This window comes from Methylomonas sp. HYX-M1 (genome assembly GCF_040741385.1).
Taxonomy (GTDB): domain Bacteria; phylum Pseudomonadota; class Gammaproteobacteria; order Methylococcales; family Methylomonadaceae; genus Methylomonas; species Methylomonas rhizoryzae.
Genome location: NZ_CP160405.1, coordinates 1,031,606 through 1,055,916 on the forward strand (window position 1 = coordinate 1,031,606; position 24,311 = coordinate 1,055,916).

Annotated in this window: 18 protein-coding genes; 12 read left to right on the forward strand and 6 right to left on the reverse strand. The window is 54.7% G+C overall.

What is annotated here, in order from left to right:
• From nifB to AB0A83_RS04875, 3 genes are all read right to left on the reverse strand, one after another.
• Positions 1-1,494, reverse strand: coding sequence for a nitrogenase cofactor biosynthesis protein NifB (nifB, locus tag AB0A83_RS04865; protein ID WP_150047202.1), 1,494 nt, complete (start codon positions 1,492-1,494; stop codon positions 1-3).
• A 420-nt stretch (positions 1,495-1,914) separates the two neighbouring features.
• On the reverse strand, positions 1,915-2,739 hold the full coding sequence (locus tag AB0A83_RS04870) for a hypothetical protein (protein WP_150047203.1): 825 nt from the start codon (positions 2,737-2,739) through the stop codon (positions 1,915-1,917).
• Between the two features lie 78 nt (positions 2,740-2,817).
• A complete protein-coding gene (locus AB0A83_RS04875; RefSeq protein ID WP_190303250.1) occupies positions 2,818-3,936 on the reverse strand; it encodes a pentapeptide repeat-containing protein in 1,119 nt (372 codons plus the stop codon).
• Positions 3,937-4,213: 277 nt separating this feature from the next.
• Between AB0A83_RS04875 and AB0A83_RS04880 the strand changes: the two genes are divergently transcribed.
• Positions 4,214-7,315, forward strand: a complete 3,102-nt coding sequence (locus tag AB0A83_RS04880; RefSeq protein ID WP_367155548.1) for a TonB-dependent receptor — start codon at positions 4,214-4,216, stop codon at positions 7,313-7,315.
• Positions 7,316-7,395: 80 nt separating this feature from the next.
• Positions 7,396-7,785: a hypothetical protein gene (locus tag AB0A83_RS04885; protein ID WP_150047206.1), complete on the forward strand. Its 390-nt coding sequence runs from the start codon at positions 7,396-7,398 to the stop codon at positions 7,783-7,785.
• A gap of 55 nt (positions 7,786-7,840) precedes the next feature.
• Here AB0A83_RS04885 and AB0A83_RS04890 read toward each other — a convergent pair whose 3' ends face one another.
• Positions 7,841-10,327 carry a diguanylate cyclase gene (locus AB0A83_RS04890; RefSeq protein WP_367155549.1) on the reverse strand — a complete coding sequence of 829 codons (2,487 nt, stop codon included), beginning with the start codon at positions 10,325-10,327 and terminating at the stop codon, positions 7,841-7,843.
• Between the two features lie 239 nt (positions 10,328-10,566).
• A complete protein-coding gene (locus AB0A83_RS04895; RefSeq protein ID WP_367155551.1) occupies positions 10,567-12,846 on the reverse strand; it encodes a DNA internalization-related competence protein ComEC/Rec2 in 2,280 nt (759 codons plus the stop codon).
• A gap of 37 nt (positions 12,847-12,883) precedes the next feature.
• Here AB0A83_RS04895 and AB0A83_RS04900 point away from each other — a divergent pair, with 37 nt between their 5' ends.
• A complete protein-coding gene (locus tag AB0A83_RS04900) occupies positions 12,884-14,266 on the forward strand; it encodes a PepSY-associated TM helix domain-containing protein (RefSeq protein WP_367155552.1) in 1,383 nt (460 codons plus the stop codon).
• Between the two features lie 82 nt (positions 14,267-14,348).
• On the opposite strand, the gene AB0A83_RS04905 is transcribed toward AB0A83_RS04900, so the two are convergent.
• Complete coding sequence (locus tag AB0A83_RS04905; protein ID WP_367155553.1) at positions 14,349-16,229, reverse strand: hypothetical protein; 1,881 nt, start codon at positions 16,227-16,229, stop codon at positions 14,349-14,351.
• Between the two features lie 161 nt (positions 16,230-16,390).
• Between AB0A83_RS04905 and AB0A83_RS04910 the strand changes: the two genes are divergently transcribed.
• From AB0A83_RS04910 to AB0A83_RS04950, 9 genes are all read left to right on the forward strand, one after another.
• Positions 16,391-16,918, forward strand: a complete 528-nt coding sequence (locus AB0A83_RS04910) for a DUF2062 domain-containing protein (protein ID WP_150047211.1) — start codon at positions 16,391-16,393, stop codon at positions 16,916-16,918.
• A 564-nt stretch (positions 16,919-17,482) separates the two neighbouring features.
• Entirely contained in the window at positions 17,483-18,355 is an 873-nt protein-coding gene (gene nifH, locus AB0A83_RS04915; protein WP_150047212.1) for a nitrogenase iron protein, read from the forward strand.
• 131 nt (positions 18,356-18,486) lie between these two features.
• Positions 18,487-19,965, forward strand: a complete 1,479-nt coding sequence (nifD, locus tag AB0A83_RS04920; protein WP_150047213.1) for a nitrogenase molybdenum-iron protein alpha chain — start codon at positions 18,487-18,489, stop codon at positions 19,963-19,965.
• 153 nt (positions 19,966-20,118) lie between these two features.
• Entirely contained in the window at positions 20,119-21,690 is a 1,572-nt protein-coding gene (gene nifK, locus AB0A83_RS04925; protein ID WP_150047214.1) for a nitrogenase molybdenum-iron protein subunit beta, read from the forward strand.
• A 107-nt stretch (positions 21,691-21,797) separates the two neighbouring features.
• The gene (gene nifT / locus AB0A83_RS04930) at positions 21,798-22,019 is read left to right on the forward strand and encodes a putative nitrogen fixation protein NifT (protein ID WP_150047215.1); all 222 of its coding nucleotides are present in this window, start codon (positions 21,798-21,800) and stop codon (positions 22,017-22,019) included.
• 2 nt (positions 22,020-22,021) lie between these two features.
• Positions 22,022-22,222 carry a 4Fe-4S binding protein gene (locus tag AB0A83_RS04935; protein WP_150047216.1) on the forward strand — a complete coding sequence of 67 codons (201 nt, stop codon included), beginning with the start codon at positions 22,022-22,024 and terminating at the stop codon, positions 22,220-22,222.
• A 67-nt stretch (positions 22,223-22,289) separates the two neighbouring features.
• The gene (locus tag AB0A83_RS04940) at positions 22,290-22,556 is read left to right on the forward strand and encodes a DUF6129 family protein (protein WP_150047217.1); all 267 of its coding nucleotides are present in this window, start codon (positions 22,290-22,292) and stop codon (positions 22,554-22,556) included.
• Between the two features lie 8 nt (positions 22,557-22,564).
• A complete protein-coding gene (locus AB0A83_RS04945; RefSeq protein ID WP_150047218.1) occupies positions 22,565-23,329 on the forward strand; it encodes a 4Fe4S-binding leucine-rich repeat protein in 765 nt (254 codons plus the stop codon).
• Positions 23,322-24,284, forward strand: a complete 963-nt coding sequence (locus AB0A83_RS04950) for a hypothetical protein (protein ID WP_150047219.1) — start codon at positions 23,322-23,324, stop codon at positions 24,282-24,284. Before AB0A83_RS04945 ends, AB0A83_RS04950 begins: the two co-directional genes overlap by 8 nt.
• The last annotated feature ends 27 nt before the right edge of the window (positions 24,285-24,311 follow it).

The following is a 24,311-nucleotide window of genomic DNA, read 5'->3' on the forward strand; positions in this document are numbered from 1 at the left end:
TCAAGCGGTAGCGCGTATTCTGCCTTCCGCGTCGTCCAGTTTGCCGGCAGCCGCCATTTCCTCGTAGACGGCCATGACGGCTTCTTCGATCGGCTCCATCGCGTGTTCGCCGTTGGGTTGGATGCCGGCTTTTTCCAGCATATCCCAAGGTTCATAACCGATCTTAGAGCACAGAACGACTTCGCAGCCTTCCAATGCACGAATGGTGCGTTGCAATACGCTTTCGCCGTCGCCGCAGGTGTCGTCGCCGCTGCAATACAAATCGGTTTTACGGTGGCTCATGAAACGAACGCCGTTCGGAGAGGCTTCGTAAATCAAGAACTCTTTCGCGTGGCCGAAATGTTGGTTGATGACGCCTTGACCGCTGGTCGCGATAGCCATCAATACCGGACGGGTGTCGAGTTTTTTCGCTTCGGCATGCTTAGCGGCCGCTTCATCTTTCTTGGCGCGTTTGCTGTGCATCTCTTCGGCAATGGCTTCGTGGATGACTTTGCGTTTTACCATGGCGGATTGATAATCGATTTCCATCTCTTCGATTTTATCCAGCGTGAACTCGTCGCCGCGGTCTTCACCCAACAAGCCAACCGCGTCCGCCCGGCATTGGCGGCAATGGCGCATCATGTTCATGTCGCCGGAGCAGGCGTCTTGCAGATCCATCAATTCGTCTTGAGTCGGTCCGCGTTGGCCCATTACCCCAAAGAACGTGCCGTGTTCCGCTTCGGCGATCAACGGCATGACGTTGTGCAGGAAAGCGCCTTTGGTTTTGACGATTTTGCTGACTTCGGCCAAATGCTTGTCGTTAATGCCGGGAATCATGACCGAATTGACTTTGACCAAAATGCCTTTTGCAACCAGCATTTCCAAGCCTTTTTGCTGTTGTTCGATCAGGATGCGGGCACCTTCCACACCTTTAATGCGCTTGTTTTCCCAGAAAATCCAAGGATAAATTTGCGCACCGATTTCCGGGTCGACGCAGTTGATCGTGATGGTCACGTGATCGATGTTGTGTTTGGACAATTCTTCGACCGATTCCGGCAATGCCAAACCGTTGGTGGACACGCAGAGCTTTATGTCGGGCGCGTCTTCGCTCAGGCGGCGGAAGGTTTCGAACGTCCGGTCCGGATTGGCTAACGGATCACCGGGGCCGGCAATGCCCAATACCGTCATTTGCGGAATGGTAGCCGCCACCGCCATGGTTTTTTTCACGGCTTGATCAGGCGTCAGCAGCTCGGAAACCACGCCTGGGCGGGATTCGTTAGAGCAATCGTATTTACGGTTACAGTAATGACATTGAATATTGCACGCCGGCGCGACTGCTACGTGCATGCGGGCAAAATAATGGTGAGCGTCTTCCGAATAGCAGGGATGATTTTCCACCTTGGCGCGGATTTCGTCCGACAAATGACCCAGTTGGTCGTCGGATGAGCCGCAAGAATGGGATGAACAGCCGCCTGCACTGGCAGCTGGGGTTTCGTTTAATACTGGCAATTCCATGAATGTCACCTCGCTTGATTTGGTTCGATTGCTTTCAAGCATAGGTTGTGCCAAATCATAATTTATTGAAATATATGATTTCTTTGGTTAAATACCGCCTGTATTTGTCGGAAACCAAACAGGATGCCTTCTCGCCGATGTGTTTTAGTTGACAAATTTGTAATTTCCACATTTAACGGAAGGGTTTGATTTTTATGGCAATGAATAGAGGTGGATGGCACAAGAGCCATTGGCATGACGCGCGGGTTGTGTAACCCGCGTAGGGTTAGGAGCGTCTATCGGTTCGCCGTTATGGACGGATACCATGCATTGGGAATGGCAGATAAATCACAGGTTGCGGCAGGGGCGGCCGACCCGACGTCCGTGTCCGGGTCAGGGGGGCGGTTTGCCTTCGCTTAAACCGGTCGTGCGAGCACCAAATTACTGCGAGGTGTTGGCGCCGGCCGGCGCGTAAGCGCTGACGCTGATCTCCAAATCCGGTTGACCTTCCTGGCCTTTTTGTCTTAAGCGCAAGGCGCCGCTCAACGAAGCCGGGGTGGCGGAGGTGCAGCCGCTTTGGACGAAAAACCAGGAGGAGTCGCGTTGCGAGGAGCCGTCAGGATCCTGGTAATTGACGTCGGTGGTGAAATCCACCCAATTGGTGCTGATAGGCGCCACGCTGGTCAAAGGTTGTGCACTGTCGCCCGGCTGGTGCACGACCGAGGTATAGGTCAGGCCGGCCCGGTATAACACTTCGTCGGATTGCTGGGCGCCGCGGGTGACGAAATTATAGCCGGCGGCAATGGGGCCGCGGTCTCTATACCCTGCCCGCACCACGTCGTTGATTTCGAAATATTGGGTGCCGGCGGTGTTGGGGTCGTAATCGACGTTGTTCAAGCGAATTTTCACCCCGTACACGCAACTGGTACCGGCGGAGTTGCGCCACACCCGGTCGGTCAGAGTACCGATGGTGATGCCGTTGATTATGATGTTGCGGGAGGTGGAGGCTTTTTGCGAGTAACCGGATACCGGCGGACTGTTGGACGGTACGGCGCAGGTGTTGTTTTCGCCGCCGTTGGGCGAAAATGTCGGCGGGGTGGATTCGTCGGAACCGAAATCGCCGGTCAAATTACAGGTGACGTAGGCCGAGGTGCCGCCGGACACCGGCACGCCGGTGTCCGGCAGGCTGACTAGACCGGTCGCCAACGCGCCGGAAGAGACGGCCAAACCGCCGAGCAAGCCGCTGATCATCGAGAGTTTTTGCATAGTAGTTTCCGTTTGAAGTGAAAGTAAGCCGGCGCCTTAGCAAAGCCGGTAAGAAAAGGCATCCGTGCCGGAGCGCGGTTAAAAACCGTGTCCTATGCAGGTCGTGACCTGCACTCCATCTACCGTGACGCCGTCCGGACAGACGGCGGCGGTGAAATCGGTGGCGGCGTCGATTACGGCGTGTTCCGTGTTTTGCGCATCCGCCAAATTGGCGCCGTGCAGGTCGGCGCCGGAGAAATCGCTGCCGGCCAGATCGGCGCCGGCCAGATCGGCGTTTTGCAGGTCGGCGCCGTTGAAATCGGTATCCGCCAAGTAGGCCGAACTCAAATCGGCAGCGTTCAGCTCGGCTCCGGCTAAACTCGCGCCGGTTAAATTGGCGTAGGCCAGTTTGCCGTTGGCCAGTTGCGCGCCTTGCAGATTGCTTTCCGCCATTTGCGCGCCGCTCAACGTGGCGCCGTTCAACTTGGCGGCGCTTAAGTCGGCTTGATTCAGTTGGGCGCCGTACAAATTCGCGTCGGAAAAATCGGCATGGTTCAAATCGGCCCCGGCGGCGATTAGCGGGTTGTTGCCGCCGGTTTGCAGTTTGGAGAAATTGGCGCCGGCCGCTTGGGTCTGCGGGCTCAAAGTCAGGGAGCCTATGACCGCAGAACCGCTCAAATCGGCGCCGCGTAAATTGGCTTGCCCCAACTCTCCGGCCAAGCGGGCGTTGCGCAGAATCGCGCCTTGCAGGTTCAAGTCCTTCAAATGGTCTGCGGTACTGAAATCGCACTGGCTCATGTCGCGCAACAGTTCGGGATGGGCGCAAGCGAAAGGGTCCGGGCCGGCTTGTCGTTCGGTGGGCTGCCAGGCTTGCGGATGTTCGTCCGGCGGCAGATTTTGGTTGGCGTCTATCAGGCTTTGATAGACGACTTGCCGGTAGCGCACGCTGTCGTTCAGGCCGTACACCGGCTGCTCGCCCCAGTCGCCACGAAATTCGCCGGCCGCTCTGGCGGTCGGAGCGGCTTGCGTGTCACCGTCGAGGCCCAGTCCGACGAATACCCGGTCCCAGCCGAGATCGCTGTCGTCATTCCCTGATGGGGATTGCCGCGCGGAGACATCCGTCCCGGCCGAGGCGTGTGCAGTATGCGCGCGCGCTGAGTGTCCGCTCGCCTGCGTTTGCCGGCCGTCGAGCCATAATTCGGCCAAGGCGATAGCCATAACTACGGCGAGTAGTGAGAGTCCTAAGGGTCTGGTGCGACTAGTCATCATGCGGTACCGGAATCAGCGGGGAGGTTGCAGTGCGAGCCGGACATACCGGCCGCAAAAGACTAGTGGGATAAGGCGGATTTGCGTATAGGAAAAACTCCTTAAATTCATTGAAATATAAAGGAATTTTTCCCATATATGGCCGGGGCGTGGTCTTGTAGAATGCCTTAGGCCGTTAGAGGCGGCTGGTCGATTGATTTCGTTTGCCCGTCTACCCTTCACCGCTTGCATGCCCGCATTACTCTCCCGAATTGTTTTCGCCGCCGGCCCGGCGGGCCGTGTTCAACGCGTTTTGTTAGCCGGTCTATGCGGGTTGGCCGCCGACGCGGCGTGGTGTCAAGCACCGCAAGCGGAGGAGTCGCCGACGGTTTTGCAGGAAATTGCGGTAGACGAGGCGACCGAACTGGAAACCGTAGTGGTGGAAGAGAAAGCCGCAACCAAACTCGGGCCATTGGAAGGTCTGCTGTTGGAAAAGGAGCAAATCCCCGGTAACGTGCAATCTTTGAGCGGCGAGGAGATTAAGGCCTCGTTCGCCACCAGTATGGGCGATTTGCTGAACAGCCGGCTGCAGTCGATCAACGTCAACGATTACCAGGGCAATCCGTTTCAAATGGACATCAGTTTTCGCGGGTTTTCCGCGTCGCCGCAGCTTGGTACCCCGCAAGGCTTGTCGGTGTTCGTCGACGGGGTACGGGTCAACGAGCCGTTCGGCGACGTCGTCAATTGGGATTTGGTGCCGATGAATGCCTTGTCCGGCGTGGATGTGTTTCCCGGCTCCAACCCGCTATTCGGCTTGAACACTCTGGGCGGGGCGCTGTCGCTACGTACCAAGAACGGTTTCGACGATACCGGAACCTCGTTGCGCTTTACCGGCGGTTCCTGGGATAGAAAAAAAGGCGAATTGACCGCCGGTTGGAATAACGGCACCTTGGGCGGCTTTATCGCCTTTACCGGTTTCGACGAGGAAGGCTGGCGGCAAAACTCGCCGTCGCAAGTCAACCAAGGTTTCGCCCGCCTGGATTTACGTGGGGACAATTACGCGTTGCGCTTCAGCAGCTTGCTGGTCGGCAACGAATTGTTGGGCAACGGCTTGGTACCGACCAGTTTGTACCGGCAGGATCCGAGTGCCGTATTCACTTCGCCGGACGCGACCACTAACGAGCTGCAACAATTCACCTTGGGCGGTGAATTGTTTTTTAACGACGAGCTCAGTCTGACCGGACAAATTTATCGGCGCGACAGTAGCCGCCAGGCGGTAGCCGGGGATATTTACGAGGACTTTTCCGAGATGGAGGCCGGGGATTTGGACCGGCCGATGCAGGCGAACGGCACGCTGACCGGCGATCCGGTTTGTCTGTATCAGGACGTCAACCACGACGGCTTGCCGGATTACGGCTTGGACCGCGACGGCGACGGCTATGTCGATAGCGGCACGCTGAACATGGAAAATTTGTCTCTAGCCGACAGCAACTATCTGGTTCGTTTGCCGTCGTTGAATTTTCCATGCAGCAAGGTCAAATACGACCGTACCAGCGGGCCGCGCGACGGTGCGGCCGGCGACAATACCGATCCGATTTCCACCGATCCCAGGCATTCGCCCAGCGGGGTCGTCCAGGGTACGCCCATCGGTGTCATCAGCAAGACTGCGGTCGGTCAATTGACCGACGGCGCTTCCTTGCAATTGAACTGGAACGGCAAACAGCATAAATTCATGTTCGGCGGTTCGATCGACGACGCCAATACCGATTTCGCCACCAGCCAGCGTTTGGCTCTGATAGACGCCAGCCATAGGGTGTACAGCGATCCGAGTGCACTGGATCCGATTTATACCGCCGGGCAGCAAGATATCGTCAACAATAGTTTTGCGGGCAAGTCGACTACTCTCAGCGCCTATTTCAGCGAAACCTATTCGCCTTGGGACAACTTGCACTTGAGCGTATCGGGGCGCTTTAACCGCACCCGAGTCAAAAACCGCATGCGCGCCCGGACCCGGGCCGGTTTCGAAAGCTTGAGCGACATTCAAAACCTCAATCAATACCGGCCCAACGTCATCGTCTGTCCGTCGAACGATCCGGCTTCCTGCCCCAACGATCCGAATTATCAGGACCGTTCTTGGTTGTCCGACGTGTATTTGTCGCAAGATCCGTATTGGGGCTTGGGCCAATATTCGGAAACGCCGACCTCGGAAGTGTTCGACTATCTGTCGTTCAATCCGTCGGCCGGCATCAGCTATTTGCCGTTTAAAGACCAAGACGTGCCGTATCGGGACCTGAACCCGTTTTTCAACTGGAGCCAAGGTACCCGCACCCCGTCCAGCGTCGAATTGGGTTGTGCTTACGACGGTACCTTGGTCAGACAAACGCCGGGCGATCCGAATTCGCCGCTGATCCCGAAAAGCTTGGCATCGGTCGGCGGCGCTTGCACCCTGCCTACTGCCTTGTCCGGCGATCCGTATCTGCCGCAAATTTTCGCCGATTCGTATGAAGTCGGCTTGCGCGGTAAGGCCTTCGGCGATTGGAACTGGAATGCCGGTTTGTATCGCACCGATATTCGCGACGATATTTATTTGGTGGGCATCACCGCCGACCGCAGTTTTTTCGACAGCATAGGCGAAACCCGGCGGCAAGGCATCGAATTCGGCTTCAACGGCAAGGCCGGCATTGCCGACATCAGCGTCAATTACGGCTATACCGATGCGACTTTTCAATCGCATTTGTTCATGCTCAGCGCACACAACAGCAGCGCAGCCGTGGTCAGCCCGGACGCCAGTTACGGCCAAGTGTTGTACGACGAGACCGGCCGCCCGCTACGGGCTTTGAACGATATGATAGAAGTGCGACCGGGCGACCGCATGCCGGGCATCCCGCTGCACAACATCAACGCTTCGTTAAACTTGCACCTGACCGAGCAATGGCAATTCGGCATCACCATGGTGGCGCATTCCTCGTCGTACGCGCGCGGTAACGAAAACAACCAACACAGCCAGGGGGCTTACGAATATTACTATGGCTTTAACGAGCAGGGCGAGCGGGTGTTGTTGAAAGGCCGGCAGTTCGCCGACGAGGGCAAAACGCCGGGTTACGTGGTGTTTCATCTGAAAACCCGATACGAAGTCGGCAACGGTTTGGCATTTTTTGCCATGGTCAACAACCTGTTCGACCGCGAATACGCCACCGCCAGTCGGCTGGGGGCCAATCCGTTCTCGCCGTCTATTCGCGGCGCCGTGGGCGGCAGCGGTTGGAATTACAATTCTGCGGAATGGCTGAGCAGCACCTTCATCGGCCCCGGCGCGCCGCGCGCCTATTGGGCCGGGGTGGAGCTGAACTTTTAAGCGCGTCCTGCATTGTGCCGGTTCGGGTTACCATAGCGCCGCTTTAAACCATCGAATAATCAGACACAAACAGGAGCAACATGGAGATTTTATTGATAGGCGCGGTCGCTTGCATGGCGGCCTTAATCGCATCGGCGTGGCTGATGACTTTCGCCCGCTGGTTTCCGATTCCGGGCATAGACGGAAAATTTCTGGTGGATTACAAAACCATGATCCGCGCCCACGTCGATTATGCGCTGATGGCCTTGTTCAACTTGGCTTTTTACGGCGTGGGCATCGATTTGCCGGTGTTCGCCTGTTGGTGCGTGGCAATCGGCGGCTTTGCCAATCCCACGGTATTCGTCATCGCCGCATTCGACCCGGATTTCTGGCAGAAAAATCATTGGCGGGTATACACCGCAATCAGCTTTGCGCTAACTACTATCGGTTTTATCGGAGTGGGCGCGGCGCTGTTGAGTCGCGCTTTGTAACGGCCCCCGGCGTTTCTAAAGGCTTAGCACTCTTTCCGCTCGGGCGCACGCATGGCTAGCTCTCGGTTGACGAATGGTTTTTCAGGTAGGGTAAAAATTCCTGATCTTCGATCAACATATGTTTGGCGATGAGTTCGTGGACTAAAAATCCGAATAGTTCGCTGGTTCCTAATTCGCCGCGGCGAAACGCGGCTACGCGCTGCAGGGTTAACTCGCTAAGGCGCTTATGGCAGCTCGTGTGGTGTTCCAGATTGGGAAAGCCGATTTGGGCTAGCACGGTTTCTTCGTCGTGAAAATGCTGCTGCAGCGTTGCGACCAGATCATTCAGAATGGCCGCGGCTTGCGGGGACGGGGTTTTGGCGATAGCGGCCGCTAATAAATCGTTCGCTAATTGGAACAAGGTTTCATGCTGATGATCGATTAATTCGTTGCCGGTTTTGTAGGTGTTGTTCCAGCTCAGTTTCACTAAGCCGGCCGGATAATGGGCGTTACTCGCCGCGGAACAGTCGGCGGCTTGTACTTGGTTGCGGCCGTGTTTTTTGGCGGCGTAAAGCGCTTGGTCGGCGCGTTTAAGCAGGACGTTCAAATTTTCCGGGCCATGATTCAGCGTTGCAACGCCGATCGAAATAGTGGCCCGCACCGGAATGTCGTCTTTGTTCGCCAAGTTGGCGGCGGATACCGCTATGCGCAAACGTTCGGCAATCTGTTTGCCTTCCTCGCAAGCGGTCTCCGGCAGAACCGCGGCAAACTCCTCGCCGCCCAGCCGGCCGACTTGGTCCGCTTCTCGCAAGGTTTGACGCAAAATGCCGGCCACTTGCTTGAGTACTTGATCGCCGGTGTCGTGACCGAATCTATCGTTGATCGCTTTAAAATAATCTATGTCCAGCATCAATAGCGTTAAGGCCGAACCGTAGCGAACGGCGCGGGCCAATTCGACTTCCGCCAATGCCATAAAATGCCGGCGGTTGGCGATTTCGGTTAAAAAGTCGGTATGCGCCTGGCGTTCCAGTTCGGCTTCCGTTTGCGAATGTTCTATGGCGATGGCGGCAAGGTTGGCCGCGCTTTCTATCAGTTCCAAATTCCGCTCGCTCGGCGCCTGCGGATGATGGTGATAGATTGCGAAGGTGCCGAGTATCCGGCCTTTGGACGATAAAATCGGTTCGGACCAGCAGGCCGCTAACTTGGCCGATGCGGCCAGTTCTTTATAAGGCGCCCAGTAAGGGTGGGTTTGAATATTCTCCACGATGACTCGTTTGCGGGTGGCGACCGCGCTGCCGCAAGAACCTACGCCGACGCCAGTGCTGATGCCGTTAATCGCCTCGTTGTAAAACTCCGGCAAACTGGGTGCGGCACCGTGTATCAGGTGTTGGCCGTCCCGGTCCAGTAACAGGATGGAGCACAGCATCCCCGGGTTTTCGGCTTCCAAATTGTGCACGATGTCCAGCAAAATCTGCGGTAACGATGCGCCGGTAGCAATTAATTCCAGGGTCGATTTTCGGGCTTGATCGTGCTGTTCGGCGCGCCAACGGTCGGTGATGTCGTGAAAGCTGACCAAGCGGCGGTTGCCGACCCAATTGACGATCATGTCCACCCGCCGAATCGAGCCGTCCTTGCATGTCACCGAAGCTTCCAGTTGCGGCGGCTTGAGGCCTTTAGAGCGAGCCTCGGCGGTTTCCTGCACCCACTTGGCGACGACTTGGTTACGGTAGTTTTCGTCCGGGTAAGCCAGCCGGTACCAATGCTCTATCGTGGGAATGTCGGTTAAGTTGTAACCAAACAAATCGATAAAGCGTTCATTGATGTACTCTATTTGGCCGTTCACATTCGACCAGCCTATGCCGATGGGCGAAGAATCCAAGATGGCCTGGAGTTGTATCCGGCTGTCGCGTAGTGCATCCGCCGTTCGCTCCCGTTCCTCGATTTCGGCCAATAATTGCCGGTTCGTTTCAGTGAGTTCGGCGGTGCGCCGGGCGACGTGGCGGGACAGATTTTCATTCAAGTCCGCAAGACGCTTTTCGGTGTCCCTCTGTTTTAAGCGGTTCAAACCGTTGCCGGCCAACATTTGCGCCAACTGCACGTAGAAGTTCATGATAGGTTTGATACGCTCGCGCTCAATGATAGGCACGGCCCGAATCGCCGTAAGATATTCCGCCTCGTCGAAACCCATTTGTTGCGCTTGTTTGCGAAAAAACTCCAAATCGGGCGGCTCGTGCAGCACCTGGCCGAAATGTAAGGTCGCCAATGACCGGCCTTCCACGATGATAGGCGTGGCGTAATCGAATAGACCGTTAGTGCATGCGCAGCCGCAGTATTGACCTTCCGCCACGCTGTCCGCCAAGGCGCAGTTGCTTTGTTGGCAGCGCTCCAAGGTTCGCGGGGTGGCGCGGTGAAAATCCGTGCAGACTTTTTGCCAGCCGGCCGCGCTGATAATCTGATTGTCGGTGTCGATCAAACCATGAAGTATGCCGGTCGCTTCATATAACGATTGCAGCAAACTGTGAAACTGTTCGATGTCGACCAAGTCGGAAAAGCGGTAGTTCATCGATATGTTGTTGATGCCATGGTTTGAGAGAGGGGGTACGTTGTGATTATCGGCGGGAATGCGCCTTTAATACAAAATTGCGAAACATAGTGTGAAGGCGTTTGAAAAATAAGCTGCAGCTATCATAGCGTCAATGTTGTTAAACCGTAACGAATGGGTGGCCCCACGGCGTCTTTCCATGTGCTGACGATTTTAGCTTGGCCGTTGCGGCAAGGTTGCCGCCATTCGAGAAGTGCCGGTCATGGTGGGCTTAACCAATAGCGGCGTTGCGAAGCGCGCCAAGTTTGCATGTCCAGATGGTTGCCGGTTACGGAGGCTACAATCGCACCGCTCCGGCCGGTGATCAATACGGAAGCGCCCAATTGTTGGTAGCGGGCATTAACGGCAGGATGCGGAAAGCCGAAACGGTTGGCGTGACCGGCCGGAATGAGTACCCAAGCCGGTTTGATTTGCTGCAAAAATGCCGGGCTCGAAGAGGTTTTGCTGCCGTGGTGCGGGGCAATCAAAATAGTGCTGGCCAGACTGCCGCCATAGCCGCTGGTCAAACTATCCTCGGCTGCGCGTTCGATGTCGCCGCTGAACAATACGCCAAAGTGCGGGCCGTTGATTTGCAAGACGCAAGAGTTGTCGTTTTCCGAGGCAAAGGGGTGTTCCGGCGGGCCAAGCATGCGAAAGCCAATCCCGTTCCATTCCCACTGCTGGCCGGCGCGGCAATAGCGACCGCGCTGTTGTTTGGCCCAATAAGGGGCGCTACTGTAGATGGTGTCGACCGGCATCTCGGCCAGTAAAGAGGCGGTGCCTCCGCTATGGTCATTGTCGGCGTGGCTTACTATTAGCGTGTCGATTCGGCGGATTCCGCGGTAACGCAAATACGGCAAGACCACGCTTTCGCCCATGTCGGCCTGTTCGGAGAAACGCGGGCCGGTATCGAAGACCAGTACGTGCTCCGAGGTTTCCAGCACGGCCGACAGACCTTGGCCGACATCTAACACGCTTAAGCGAAAATCGCCATGTTGCGGTAGGTCGCGCGTCGGAAACAGCAGCGGCAGGCAAAACACCGCGCACCAGTGCCGGCCCGGCAAGCCGCGCGGTGCCAAGGCTAAAGCGACGCCGGCCAGTGCGCATGCGAGCGCGAAGGACGACGGCGCCGGCAGCGAGACACTGGCGGCGGGAATGGTAGCCAACAGGTTTAGCGCATCGCATAAGCCATTGATGATAAAACCAAGCGGCCAAAGCAAAACGCCGGCTAATTCGCTGGATAGCAAGCCTAGAGCGGCTGCCGATAACGCAACCGGGGTGACGATTAAGCCGACCAGTGGGACCGCCAACGCGTTGGCAATGGGGGCGATCAGCGAGGTTTGCTGAAAAAACAGAATCAATAGCGGCGTCAAGCCGGCCGCCATGGCGATATGTAGCGTAACGGCGCGCCGCCAAGCCGAATCCGGTACCAAACGTCCGCCGGATATATACAGCAAGCAAGCGACGGCGGCGAACGATAGCCAGAAACCGGGCGAAATCACGGCCAACGGATCGAAAGCGGTGACGGCAACCAAGGCCAAACAAAGGGTGCGGCTCGCCGAACTATGCCGCTGCCAAGCCAAGGCCAGCAGGGCTATGCTTAACATGACCAGGGCGCGTTGTACCGGTATGGTCAAGCCGGCTAAGCCGGCGTAGAGCAAGGCCGCCGACCATGCCGCCGCTGCCGCGATTGCGGGAGGCGCTAGTTTGCCGGGCCCCAGCCAAGCGGCGGCCCGGCCGGCGGCCCAAAACACCAGGCCGGCGATCAGGCTGACATGGGCGCCCGAGATGACCATGAGATGAATCACGCCGGTGCGGCGGAACAGCTGCCATTGCGGACGATCGATTTGTTGCTGATCGCCTATCGTCAGCGCTTTGACGATGCCTAAACCAGCCTCGGCCGGCATGGCGAGATCGAGGTTGTCGGAAATGCGCTGCCGCCAGGCGGCTAGCGTTCTGGTCGGCGAGAACGGCGGGGATGTTACGTGTGCCGCGGTCGGGTTGGTTCGCACGTAACCTGTGGCGTCTATCCCGTTGGCGAACAGCCAGGCCTCGTAGTCGAAGCCGCCGGGATTGCTGCGTCCGTGCGGGGCTTTCAGGCGTACTGTCAATGCCCAACTTTGTCCGCCTTTTAGCAGGGGAGTAGGTTCGTACCAGCTGAGACGAATTTTTCCGGGAATGCCGGGCGCGGCTTTCAGCACCGCGAATTCGAAGCTGATCCTATGCTGATCGATGCGCGGCAAGTCGGCAATATAGCCCTCAATGCGAACATCACGGCCTTCCCATTGTGCATCCAAACGCTGGGCCAAGCGCCAGTGGCCGAATAACGACGCCCACAATATTGCCGACAACAACGCACACCCCCAGTGTCGCAAGCCTAGCCGGGTGCGGCCGAACGTGAAAGTCAAGGCGCACAGCGCTAGAGCTTCCGGCACATCCGGCAAGCGGGTCAATTGTTGTACCCAGGCTATCCCGGCTACGAAGGCGAGCGACCACCACATGGGGTTGCGGTGTCAGCGCATCTCCGGAGAATTTTGCGTGGCTAGGCTGCGTTTTGTACACTGGCGGATTTTATTAACCGGTTGCTTATTCATGTCGTTCAACCTGCCTCACAATTTGCTGCGTAAGATTTGGCGTCAATCTCATGTGTTTTTAGCCTTGGCGGTCGGGCTGTTGTTTGTACTGCAGGGAATTACCGGCAGCTTCAGCGTTTACCGGGAAGAGTTGGATAAGCTGTTCAATCCCGAGCTGCATGTCGAGGCTAAGGCGAATCAGTTTTTGCCGTTAGATACAATATTAGCGGAAATTCGAAAAGCCCACCCGGATAGACACGGTTCCTGGGTCTTGGAAATGCCGGTAAGTTCTGACGGTGTGCTGACGGCCTGGTTCGAAAAACCGCGCGAAAGCGTAGATCTGTGGTACGCACCGCTGATGGTTGCGGTGGATCCTTATACGGGGCGGGTGCTCGCCAATCGGTTTTGGGGGCAAACCTTGACTACCTGGGTGGCCGATTGGCACAGCCATTGGTTATTGGACGCGGCCGGCAGAGTTTGGGTGGCACGTTTGGCTGTACTGCTGATGCTATCCGTGCTCAGTGGCTTGTGCCTGTGGTGGCCGGGACGGAGCAATTTGCTCAAGGCGTTGCGCCTACGCCACGATGCGGGTTTGATGCGCTTATTAATGGACAGCCATCGGCTGCTGGGACTTACGAGCGCGATTTTGCTATTGCTGCTGGCATTTACCGGTTTTCATCTGGCCAATCCGGCATTGTTGGAGGCGTGGACCGGGGCTGGCGGCATGGGGCACGGCGATGCCGGGCCGAATGTCCGCAGTACCGCGGTGCCTAACGGCAGACCGATTTCAGTTGAGGAAGCGGTATTGGTCGCCCGCGGCCTGTTTCCGAGTTCCGAATTGCGGCGAGTCACTACCCCGGCCGGAGAATTGGGAACTTACAAAGTCAATTTGCGGCAGCGGCGCGAACTCAATCAACGCCACTCGTTTACTACGGTGTGGATAGACCGGTGGAGCGGGCAGATTCGCGCGGTCAACAATCCGATTTTATACACGCCCGGCCAGACCTTCACCACCTGGCAATGGCCGCTACATACCGGCGAGGCCTTCGGTAGCGGGGGGCGTTTGTTATGGTTTTTGCTGGGGTTCGTACCGTTGTTGCTGTGGACTAGCGGCGTTGCCCACTGGTTATACCGCCACGGGCACTTGCAGGATAAAGCCGTCCGGCCGGGCTTGTGGGCGCGAGCTTTGCCGGCCAGGCTGTTAAATGCGGGTAAAAATCTAATTTTGCTGCTGTTGACTTGGTGGAATGGTTGTAAATACCTGACACGTTGGGCGGTCGCATCCGGTGCGCGCCGATTTCGGGTTTTCGCCGCGCAGTGTAGAGAGCGCTTAAACCGTGGCGAATAAAGCGGACCGTACTGCCATTTCATCAAAATCTCAAGGACAAGAGCAGCGCTTAGCCTGAGTCTTGTCCTTGAGAGCTAAGGCATTATTGGTCGAGTGTTTCGCAGCTGCGGTATTTTTCGCCATTGTTGCAAGTATCGGTACCGGGGCCGCCGCTTAATTTATCGGTACCGTCGCCGCCGTCCAGGGTGTCGTTGCCGGCGGAGCCGTTAACGATGTCGTTGCCTGTGCCTGTGGTAACGGTGTCGTCGCCGCTTTGGCCATTGACTCGATTGTTGCCGTCGCCGGCGTGGATTTCGTCGTTGCCGTTGTTGCCGTTGATGCGGTCGTTGCCGGGGCCTGTGACGATGATGTCGTTACCGTTGCCGCCGTTGATGACGTTGTTATCCGGGCCAGCAATTAAGTAATCGTCGCCGTTGTTGCCGTTGATGACGTTTTTGCCGTAGCCGCCGTCTATCGAATCGTAGCCGTCGCCGCCCTTGATGTTGTCGTTGCCGTCCAAGCCGCAAATGATATCGTCACCCTTACCGCCGTTAATGATGTTGTTTTTGCTGTTGCCGATAATAACGTCGGAGGCATTGCTGCCTTTGATGGTGACTTGGGTGGGAAATACGAAAATATCCGGGTAAAAACCGAAACATTGGTAAGCGCCGCGGTCGTGCAAAAACACGTCGTCTTTGTTATTGGTATCCCCAAGGGCAATGTCGGTAGCGACCGAGTCAAATACGATAAAGCGGCCGTTAGCCGATATGCTGGGATTGGCACTGCTGCCGTTACCGGCTTGCCCGTAAGGCGCGATCCAGGGCGGTATGTACGTGGCTACCGATACATTGTTGAAGCGGCCGTATTGGGTATCGCCGACCAGGATTTGGTTGACGTTGTTCGCTCGATAGCTGTAAACCACATAGCGACCGTCGCTGCTGATCGTGGCATTCGAGGAATAGGCGTTTTCCAACGAAGGGCTGACCATGCGGGCGAATGGCGGGTTATTGTGTTCTTGGTACTTCCTGTCCAGCACGTAAATATCGCGCAAGCCGTTGTAGTCCCCTATGATGAGATTCGTGGCATCGGATTCGAACGCGACGTAAACCGCATCAGCCGAAATGCTGGGTGCGTAGCTGTCGCCGTCGGCCAATACGCCGTCGGCGGTTTGGCTGACTCTAAGCGTTTGCGCTTGAGCCCTATCCCGTACATAGATGTGGTATTTAGCGTTGCTGTCGCCCGCCACCAGATTACCGGCTATTGAACTGAACGCCACGAATTTGCCGTCGCCGGATAGGGTAGGACTTTCGCTGGGGCCGTTGGCCTGGGTATCGGTGCCAGCGATGGATACTCTCTCGGTGGTGTGAGCAGCCCAGTTGTGGACGAAGATGTCGATCAGGCCGTTGGTGTCGCCCGCGACTAAATTTGTCGCCTTGGATTCGAAAGCGATCGTGCTGCCGTCGGCCGAAATGGCCGGATGTTGACTGAAGTTGTCGGCTTGACTGCCGTCGCTTTTCACCGAAACTCGAATGGTGTCGTCGGTTTGCCTATCGTGTAAAAACACGTCGACCGCTTTATTGCTGTCGCTGTCGACTAAATTAGTGGCGGCGGATTCGAAGGCGACGTAACGGCCGTTAGCCGAGATCGTCGGATGGTTGCTGGCCGCGTTACCGACGATGCCGTCGGAATTGACCGAAATCAGTTCGACTTCGCCGGAAACGATATCTACCAGATAAATATCGGCCTTGCCGTTGTTGTCGTCTTGTAACAGCGGCGCTAGCGATTCGAAGACCACGACGCTGCCGTCGGCGGATACGCTCGGATTTTGGTTGGCGCCCGCCACTTGTTGTCCCGAGGACGTTAGAGAAATGCGGGTCGTCGTCGGTACGGCGTTTGCAGCGTTGGAAAGTAATATCGCCGAAAACAGTAATATCCAGGGGAAACCGTGCACACGCGATGCGATGCGGGCGGCAGAGCAGGTCATAAATGCGCTCCTGTCGGAAAATTAGTAAATGTAAACATATGTTAACAAATTGAATCGGTCGCTGAGCTATGTACTTTGGGGCGAGGCAGGCAGGCGTATCCGCGCCTTGCTTAAACCTGATAGAATTCTTAAGTGCTTCCCAAGCTACGCAGAGTGTAGAAATGCCTAAAAAAATAATAAAAAAATATTTACCGGATCCCGAAAAAATCAAATCGATAAAAAGCTTGCAGTTTTTAGGCGATCGTTTGCATGACCCGAATTTGTGGCATTTAAATCGCCATTCGGTTGCCTTGGCATTCGCGGTCGGCCTGTTTTTCGCCTGGGTGCCGTCACCGACGCAAATGGCGATGGCCGCTGCCGGAGCATTGTTCGTTCGCGCTAATTTGCCCATTTCGGTTGCGCTGGTATGGATTACCAATCCGATAACCATGCCGCCCTTGTTTTACTTTGCTTATTTAGTGGGCATTTGGTTGTTGAATAAACCGCATTTCGACGGCGAATTTGCGCTGGACAGCGTATTTTCCAGCATGGCCGACATCGGCGGGCCGTTTTTGTTCGGTTGCTTGGTGGTGGGGGTTACCTGTTCCGCCGCCGGTTATTTCGGAATGAACGCTTTTTGGCATTGGCATGTTGCCCACCGTTGGAAGGTGCGTAAACGGCAGCGCGCAGAAAGACGGCAGCAATCTTGAGTGCCGGCATCAGGGCGATGCTGCTAGCCGCCGCCCTGATTCTTAGGCGCTAAGCCCTCGCCTCGTTTGCCGAATAAACGGCAAATGCAGGGAGTTACCGTTTGTAAGCGCTCGTCGCGCTAACAAAACCATTTTGCAGGTTCCAAACTATTTGTGCTGGCGGCATGACCGGCAGATACAACTGGTTTACCAAGTTTCCAATCTTAATCGGTCATAACCGAACTTTCGGGCTTGACCGGCCAGCGCAAGCCTCGCGCCTCATAAGTCATCAAATCGCTAAAAACAAGCCCGCACTATCGGTAGGGACGGCCTTGATATGCGCAAACTTCTGTTTAGGAGTATGCCTTGTTGAGATAACGCCGGTAGCAGACGGCCACAAAACCACATGATCTATGTTGGTTACATGACATCGGCTAACAAATTGTCGTTATGCATCCACGCCTTGATTGTGGTTATTTTAAAAAAATATAATATAAACAGGATGTTGTGGGTAAAAAACTGTTTGGCATGGCCATTGCATTAATAGCATTGTCATTAACAACACGCCCACAAGAGGAGAATGTCATGGCATTACGTCAATGTGCTATATACGGTAAAGGTGGTATCGGTAAATCGACCACTACGCAAAATCTGGTTGCGGCTCTGGCTGAAGCCGGCAAAAAAGTCATGATCGTCGGCTGCGATCCTAAAGCCGATTCTACCCGTTTGATCCTGCATGCGAAAGCGCAAAACTCCATCATGCAAATGGCTGCCGATGCCGGTAGCGTTGAAGATTTGGAACTGGAAGACGTATTGAAAGTCGGCTACGGCGACGTTAAATGCGTTGAATCCGGCGGTCCAGAGCCCGGCGTAGGTTGCGCAGGCCGTGGTGTTATCACCGCTATCAACTTCTTGGAAGAAGAAGGCGCTTACGACGACGACTTAGACTTCGTATTCTACGACGTATTGGGTGACGTTGTTTGCGGCGGTTTCGCTATGCCTATCCGCGAAAACAAAGCCCAAGAAATTTACATCGTATGCTCAGGCGAAATGATGGCTATGTACGCTGCCAACAACATCGCTAAAGGTATCGTGAAATACGCTAACTCCGGCGGCGTGCGTTTGGCCGGTTTGATCTGCAACAGCCGTAACACCGACCGCGAAGACGAGCTGATCATGGCTTTGGCAGAACGCATGGGTACTTTCATGATCCATTTCGTGCCACGCGACAACGTTGTACAGCGCGCTGAAATCCGTCGTATGACCGTTATCGAATACGATCCAACCGCGCAACAAGCTAACGAATACCGCGCTTTGGCTCAAAAAATCATCGAAAACAAAAAATTGGTCATCCCAAGCCCGATCACCATGGACGAGCTGGAAGACTTGTTGATGGAATTCGGCATCATGGAAGCGGAAGACGAATCCGCTATTGGTAAAACTGCTGCTCAAGAGTAATTAGCCAAGCAGGGTGGGGTTGCCTTGTGCTGTCCCACCCTTTAAACGGCGAGCAGTACTCGTTGCTTGCCAACGATTTCTCAAAACTGGTTATGTCGGGAGATTGCCCGCGACCATAGGAGGATTACATCATGGCTGCCATGACTAGAGAAGAAACCGAAGCGCTTATCCAAGAAGTGCTCGAAATCTACCCTGAAAAAGCAAAAAAAGACCGGGCTAAACACTTAGCCGTCAACGATCACGAGTTGGAAAAATCCAACAAATGCATTACCTCCAACCGTAAATCATTGCCGGGTGTAATGACTATCCGCGGTTGTGCCTATGCCGGTTCTAAAGGTGTGGTATGGGGTCCTATCAAAGATATGATCCATATTTCACACGGTCCTGTCGGCTGCGGTCAATATTCCCGTGCCGGTCGTCGTAACTACTATATCGGTACCACCGGCGTTAACGCATTCGTAACGATGAACTTTACCTCTGACTTCCAAGAGAAAGACATCGTATTCGGCGGCGACAAAAAACTGGCCAAATGTATCGATGAAATCGATCAATTGTTCCCATTGAACAAAGGTATTTCTATCCAATCCGAGTGCCCAATCGGTTTGATCGGTGACGACATCGAAGCGGTTTCCAAAGCGAAATCCAAAGACATCGGCAAAACCGTTGTGCCTGTTCGTTGCGAAGGCTTCCGCGGCGTATCGCAATCTCTGGGTCACCACATCGCCAACGACGCGATCCGTGACTGGGTTTTGGACAAACGCGACGGCGACGACAGCTTCCCAACCACTCCTTACGACGTTGCCGTTATCGGTGACTACAACATCGGTGGTGACGCTTGGGCTTCACGTACCTTGTTGGAAGAAATGGGTCTGCGCGTAGTAGCTCAATGGTCCGGCGACGGTACCATCGCCGAGATCGAAAAAACCCCGAAAGTTAAATTGAACCTGATCCACTGCTACCGTTCAATGAACTACATTGCACGGCACATGGAAGAAAAGTACAGCATTCCCTGGATCGAGTACAACTTCTTCGGCCCGACCAAAATTGCTGAATCTTTGCGCAAAATCGCTGCTCACTTCGATGACACCATCAAAGAAGGTGCAGAGCGCGTAATCGAACGCTACAAAGCCGAATACGAAGCGGTTATCGCCAAATACAAACCACGTCTGCAAGGCAAACGCGTCATGCTGTACATCGGCGGTCTGCGTCCTCGCCACGTTATTGGTGCTTATGAAGATTTGGGCATGGAAGTGGTCGGTACCGGTTACGAATTCGGTCATAACGACGACTACGACCGTACCATTAAAGAAATCGGCAATGCGACTTTGTTGTACGACGACGTCACCGGTTACGAATTCGAAGAATTCGTTAAAAAAGTGCAACCCGACTTGATCGGTTCCGGTATTAAAGAGAAATACATTTTCCAAAAAATGGGTATCCCATTCCGGCAAATGCACTCTTGGGACTATTCAGGCCCTTATCACGGCTACGACGGTTTCGCGATCTTCGCCCGCGATATGGACATGACCTTGAACAATCCTTGCTGGAAACAAGTCAAGGCCCCTTGGAAAGCCGAGGCAGCAAGCGAGCCGGTTAAAGCCGTCGCGTAATGTGCACGCGCAAGGTGGGCGCAGCCGCTGCTCACCTGCCCTCCGAAGCAAGAGCGGCCTGCTTTGCGCGATGCCCAACGAACATCGGTGCACAACACCCGATTTAATCCAATCACGCCTGTCCACAGATTAGTGGCGCGTTAGGAGATTACTATGAGCCAACAAGTCGACAAAATTGAACCTAGTTACCCTTTATTTCGCAACGACGAATACAAGGACAACCTTGCCGAAAAGCGTGCCCTGTACGAAGAGCGTTTTCCGCAAGAACAAATCGATGAAGTATTCGAATGGACCACTACCAAAGAATACCAAGAGCTGAACTTCCAACGTGAAGCGATCACAATCAACCCCGCCAAAGCTTGCCAGCCCCTGGGCGCGGTATTGTGCGCATTGGGTTTCGAAAAAACCATGCCGTACGTACACGGATCACAAGGTTGCGTAGCCTACTTCCGTACTTACTTCAACCGTCATTTCAAAGAGCCGGTGTCTTGCGTATCCGACTCCATGACTGAAGACGCAGCGGTATTCGGTGGACAAAAAAATATTTTCGCCGGTTTGGAAAACGCGAAAGCCTTGTATCAACCGGACGTAATTGCCGTATCGACCACCTGTATGGCGGAAGTTATCGGCGACGACTTGAACGCGTTCATCAACAACGCCAAAAACGAAGGCCATATTCCGAAAGAGTATCCGGTACCGTTTGCGCATACTCCAAGTTTCGTTGGTAGCCATGTTACCGGTTGGGACAACATGTTCGAGGGTATCATCCGGTACTACACCCTGAACTACATGGAAGACAAAGAAGTCGGTTCCAACGGTAAAATCAACTTCGTTCCGGGTTTCGAAACCTACTTGGGTAACTACCGCGTGATTCATCGCATGATGAAAGAGATGGGCGTAGGTTATTCCTTGTTGAGCGATCCTACCGAAGTTCTGGATACGCCTGCCGACGGTACTTTCCGTATGTACTCGGGCGGTACTTCTTACGACGAAGTCAAAGATGCGCCGAACGCGATCACTACCGTGCTGTTGCAACCTTGGCAATTGGAAAAAACCAAAAAATTCGTCGAAACCACTTGGAAACAAGACGTGCCTAAACTGAACATTCCGATGGGCTTGGAATGGACCGACGCGTTCTTGATGAAAATCTCCGAGTTGAGCGGTAAGCCGATTGCCGAATCGCTGGAAAAAGAACGCGGTCGTTTGGTCGACATGATGACCGACTCGCACGCTTGGTTGCACGACAAAAAATTCGCATTGTACGGCGATGCGGACTTCGTGTTGGGTATGACTAAATTCTTGCTGGAATTGGGCGCTGAAGTAACCGACGTATTGGTTAACCACGCCAACAAACGCTGGAAAAAAGCGTGCGAAGCGATGTTGGCCGAATCTCCTTACGGCAAAAACACCACCGTACACATCGGACGCGACTTGTGGCATTTCCGTTCATTGATGTTCACCAACAAACCGGACTTCATGATCGGTAACTCGTACGGCAAGTTCATTCAACGCGACACCTATTACAAAGGTGAAGAGTTTGAAGTGCCGCTGATCCGTATCGGTTTCCCCATCTTCGACCGTCATCATCTGCACAGAATGACGACCTTGGGTTACGAAGGCTCCATGTACATCCTGACCACCCTGGTCAACTGCGTACTGGAACAGTTGGACAAAGAAACCAAAGGTATGGGAACCACCGACTACAACTACGACTTGATCCGCTAAGCGTAGACGTACCAGGGTGGGCTCGGGATCTCCCGAGTCCACCCTCCCATCGTTTCAAGTCGGGTGTTAACATAGCCCGGACAATCTTATCTCAATCGGAGAAATCTATGCCTAGCGTGATGCTGAGAAAGCGTGAAGACGGCAAGCTACTGTTTTACGTTGCTAAAAAAGATTTGGAAGAGACCATAGAATCGTTAGAATTCGACAGCCCGGACAAATGGGGCGGCGAAGTGATTTTAGGGGATGGTTCCAAATATTTCTTTGAAGTCCTGGATGCGCCGCCTAAGATTCCTATCACTTTGCAGGCGAAAAAAGTTGCGGAGGCCTAATCATGGCGCTTTACATCGTTGCAGACGAATGCATTTCTTGCGGTGATTGCGCACCGGTATGCCCTACCGATTCGATTAAAGAAGGCGCAGTGGTGTTCGAAATCAGTAAAAAAACCTGCACCGAATGCGAAGGCGATTTCGATGAGCCGCAATGCGTCAGAGTTTGCCCCATAGATAACTGTATCTTGCCCTTAGTAGCTTAAAATCGGTCCGGTTCGCGGACACACCTTCTATTTTTTTCCAAATTAGCGACGAATCTAGGAAAACCACATGATCAGTCCCGAGCAAGTACAAGAGATAGCGACGGCGGTAAAAGGTCGGGTGTTGAGTGAGACGACGATAGCTTCGTTGCGCGCGGAATATCCCGGCCTACATTTCACTTATTGCCTTGACGACGACATTTCCAATCACGAGCCTGTGCTGGAATGCGGAACCTTCAACCTTTACTTGGTCGACGGCCGCGAACACTGCTTGCGTTTCACTAGCGTTCACGAATATGCCTCGGGGATCGTCATCGCAGAAGTGATAGACGAGTAAGCAGGCGCATGGCAGAACCGGCAAATCATATCCAGGTTCCGTTCGGCGATTGCAGTTTATGCCCATTTAGAAACAAAACCTTGTTGATGGGTCGCTGCATGCCCGGCCACACCTGCGTGCGCGTGGAAAGCGGCAAGCAAATCGACCGATTTTTTAGGGTCAACCCGGTCTACGCGGAACACTATCTGCGCGATCCCTATTGGGAACGACGCGCGGTTGCCGCCCGCTATGCACCGCAAAAAGCCTTGCACGCCTTGATCGAAGACAGCGACGAAGTCGTGCGTCGCGTCGTCGCTTTTCGATTGCCTTCCCACCAATTACAGGCTTGGATAAGCGATTCCGACCGCGACGTGCGCATGACCGTAGCCGAACGCATAGACTTGGAACACTTAGAGCAACTAGCGGATGACAGGGATTATCTGGTACGCTTGACCGTGGTTAAACGCTTGCCGCCCGGCCGCTTGTTTCGTTTCATTAAAGACAGGGACACCCAAGTGCGCAAACGGGTAGCCGAGCGGCTTCCGGAAGTCAGTTTGGGCCTGATGATGGCCGATCCTTCGCCGGAAGTGAGGCGCATCGTTGCGGAGCGCTTGCCGGCCGACGAGGCCGTGGCGCTGTTGAACGACAGCGATTGGGTGGTGCGGTATACGGCGGCGACTAAAGTTAGCCCGGAAAATCTGCCGCCCTTGCGTAACGACCCCGAGCCGGACGTACGAGAATTAGTGCTCCATCGTCTCCATCTAACTAGCGATACCGATTCGAAACATGACTGACGCCCGCTTGACCGTAACCGGACCCGAAATTGCCGAATGTTGCAAAAAGTGTATCCCAGGCCAAACGGACGAATTACTGACGCAAAAATTGCAGAGCCTGTATCCCGAATTTCCGGTTCATCTGGCACAGGTGGGCGAAGAGTGGTACCGCTTGGGTGGCGTGGTAGGCTCTGACGGCAGCCGGATTGCCAACGATTTGACCGAGTGGGTGGAACGAACCTACATCGAATGCGGGCAAAACCTACAGACCTTGATCGACTACACGCTGGAGCAACGCTTGATTGCCACCAAGCAGACCGGCCATACCCTGTATTTCGTCGTGCAAACCGGCGAGCAGGCCGAAGATTTCACCTTGATCGAAGTCGATAAAACTCACGAGGTATCGGATCGGATGTTGGCGAACGAAACCCGCCCGCCGGAAGATTTGGAAGAGTTTATCGACCCGTTACACCCTTTTTGCATAGACAGCTTTTGCTTCGGGCAATCCCGGTACGCTTACCGGCGCAAAACCGACGTGCGTTTATTCATGGAAGTCGTCAACGAACGCCACAGCGGCGAGCATCCGGTACAGCGCTTCATGGACGATTGGAACCGCAGCAGTGCCGGGCAAAAGCATAGGATGTCCGACGATTGGATCATTCGTCCTTATAGCCATACCGGCCGTTTCGGCGAGCAAATCGTCAACGTCGAATTAATCAACGTGCACCAAGGCCATTTGCCGCATTTGGAAGACTTTGCCGGCAAAAAAGGCAGTGCCTTGAGTAATTTACTGAATCGTTTCGACCGGCAAGCCGGTTATCCTTTTGCCTGGTACTTTTACATGCTGAAAGGCAAATTGGTATCCACCCATAGCGCGGAAGCCGTGTTCGCCGACATTTCCGGGGATTTTGCTTATTTGCCGCAACGCGACGAAGCGGTGCTGCGCGATTGGATTGCCAGCCCCTACAACGTGTAAATCCATTTACTCAAGCCGGGCGTGATT

Bases quoted from the DNA above. Each gene is read 5' to 3' on its own strand.
- nifB (WP_150047202.1), bottom strand. From the start codon at position 1,494: ATGGAATTGCCAGTATTAAACGAAACCCCAGCTGCCAGTGCAGGCGGC.
- AB0A83_RS04870 (WP_150047203.1), bottom strand. From the start codon at position 2,739: ATGCAAAAACTCTCGATGATCAGCGGCTTGCTCGGCGGTTTGGCCGTC.
- AB0A83_RS04875 (WP_190303250.1), bottom strand. From the start codon at position 3,936: ATGGCTATCGCCTTGGCCGAATTATGGCTCGACGGCCGGCAAACGCAG.
- AB0A83_RS04880 (WP_367155548.1), top strand. From the start codon at position 4,214: ATGCCCGCATTACTCTCCCGAATTGTTTTCGCCGCCGGCCCGGCGGGC.
- AB0A83_RS04885 (WP_150047206.1), top strand. From the start codon at position 7,396: ATGGAGATTTTATTGATAGGCGCGGTCGCTTGCATGGCGGCCTTAATC.
- AB0A83_RS04890 (WP_367155549.1), bottom strand. From the start codon at position 10,327: ATGAACTACCGCTTTTCCGACTTGGTCGACATCGAACAGTTTCACAGT.
- AB0A83_RS04895 (WP_367155551.1), bottom strand. From the start codon at position 12,846: ATGTGGTGGTCGCTCGCCTTCGTAGCCGGGATAGCCTGGGTACAACAA.
- AB0A83_RS04905 (WP_367155553.1), bottom strand. From the start codon at position 16,229: ATGACCTGCTCTGCCGCCCGCATCGCATCGCGTGTGCACGGTTTCCCC.
- AB0A83_RS04910 (WP_150047211.1), top strand. From the start codon at position 16,391: ATGCCTAAAAAAATAATAAAAAAATATTTACCGGATCCCGAAAAAATC.
- nifH (WP_150047212.1), top strand. From the start codon at position 17,483: ATGGCATTACGTCAATGTGCTATATACGGTAAAGGTGGTATCGGTAAA.
- nifD (WP_150047213.1), top strand. From the start codon at position 18,487: ATGGCTGCCATGACTAGAGAAGAAACCGAAGCGCTTATCCAAGAAGTG.
- nifK (WP_150047214.1), top strand. From the start codon at position 20,119: ATGAGCCAACAAGTCGACAAAATTGAACCTAGTTACCCTTTATTTCGC.
- nifT (WP_150047215.1), top strand. From the start codon at position 21,798: ATGCCTAGCGTGATGCTGAGAAAGCGTGAAGACGGCAAGCTACTGTTT.
- AB0A83_RS04935 (WP_150047216.1), top strand. From the start codon at position 22,022: ATGGCGCTTTACATCGTTGCAGACGAATGCATTTCTTGCGGTGATTGC.
- AB0A83_RS04940 (WP_150047217.1), top strand. From the start codon at position 22,290: ATGATCAGTCCCGAGCAAGTACAAGAGATAGCGACGGCGGTAAAAGGT.
- AB0A83_RS04945 (WP_150047218.1), top strand. From the start codon at position 22,565: ATGGCAGAACCGGCAAATCATATCCAGGTTCCGTTCGGCGATTGCAGT.
- AB0A83_RS04950 (WP_150047219.1), top strand. From the start codon at position 23,322: ATGACTGACGCCCGCTTGACCGTAACCGGACCCGAAATTGCCGAATGT.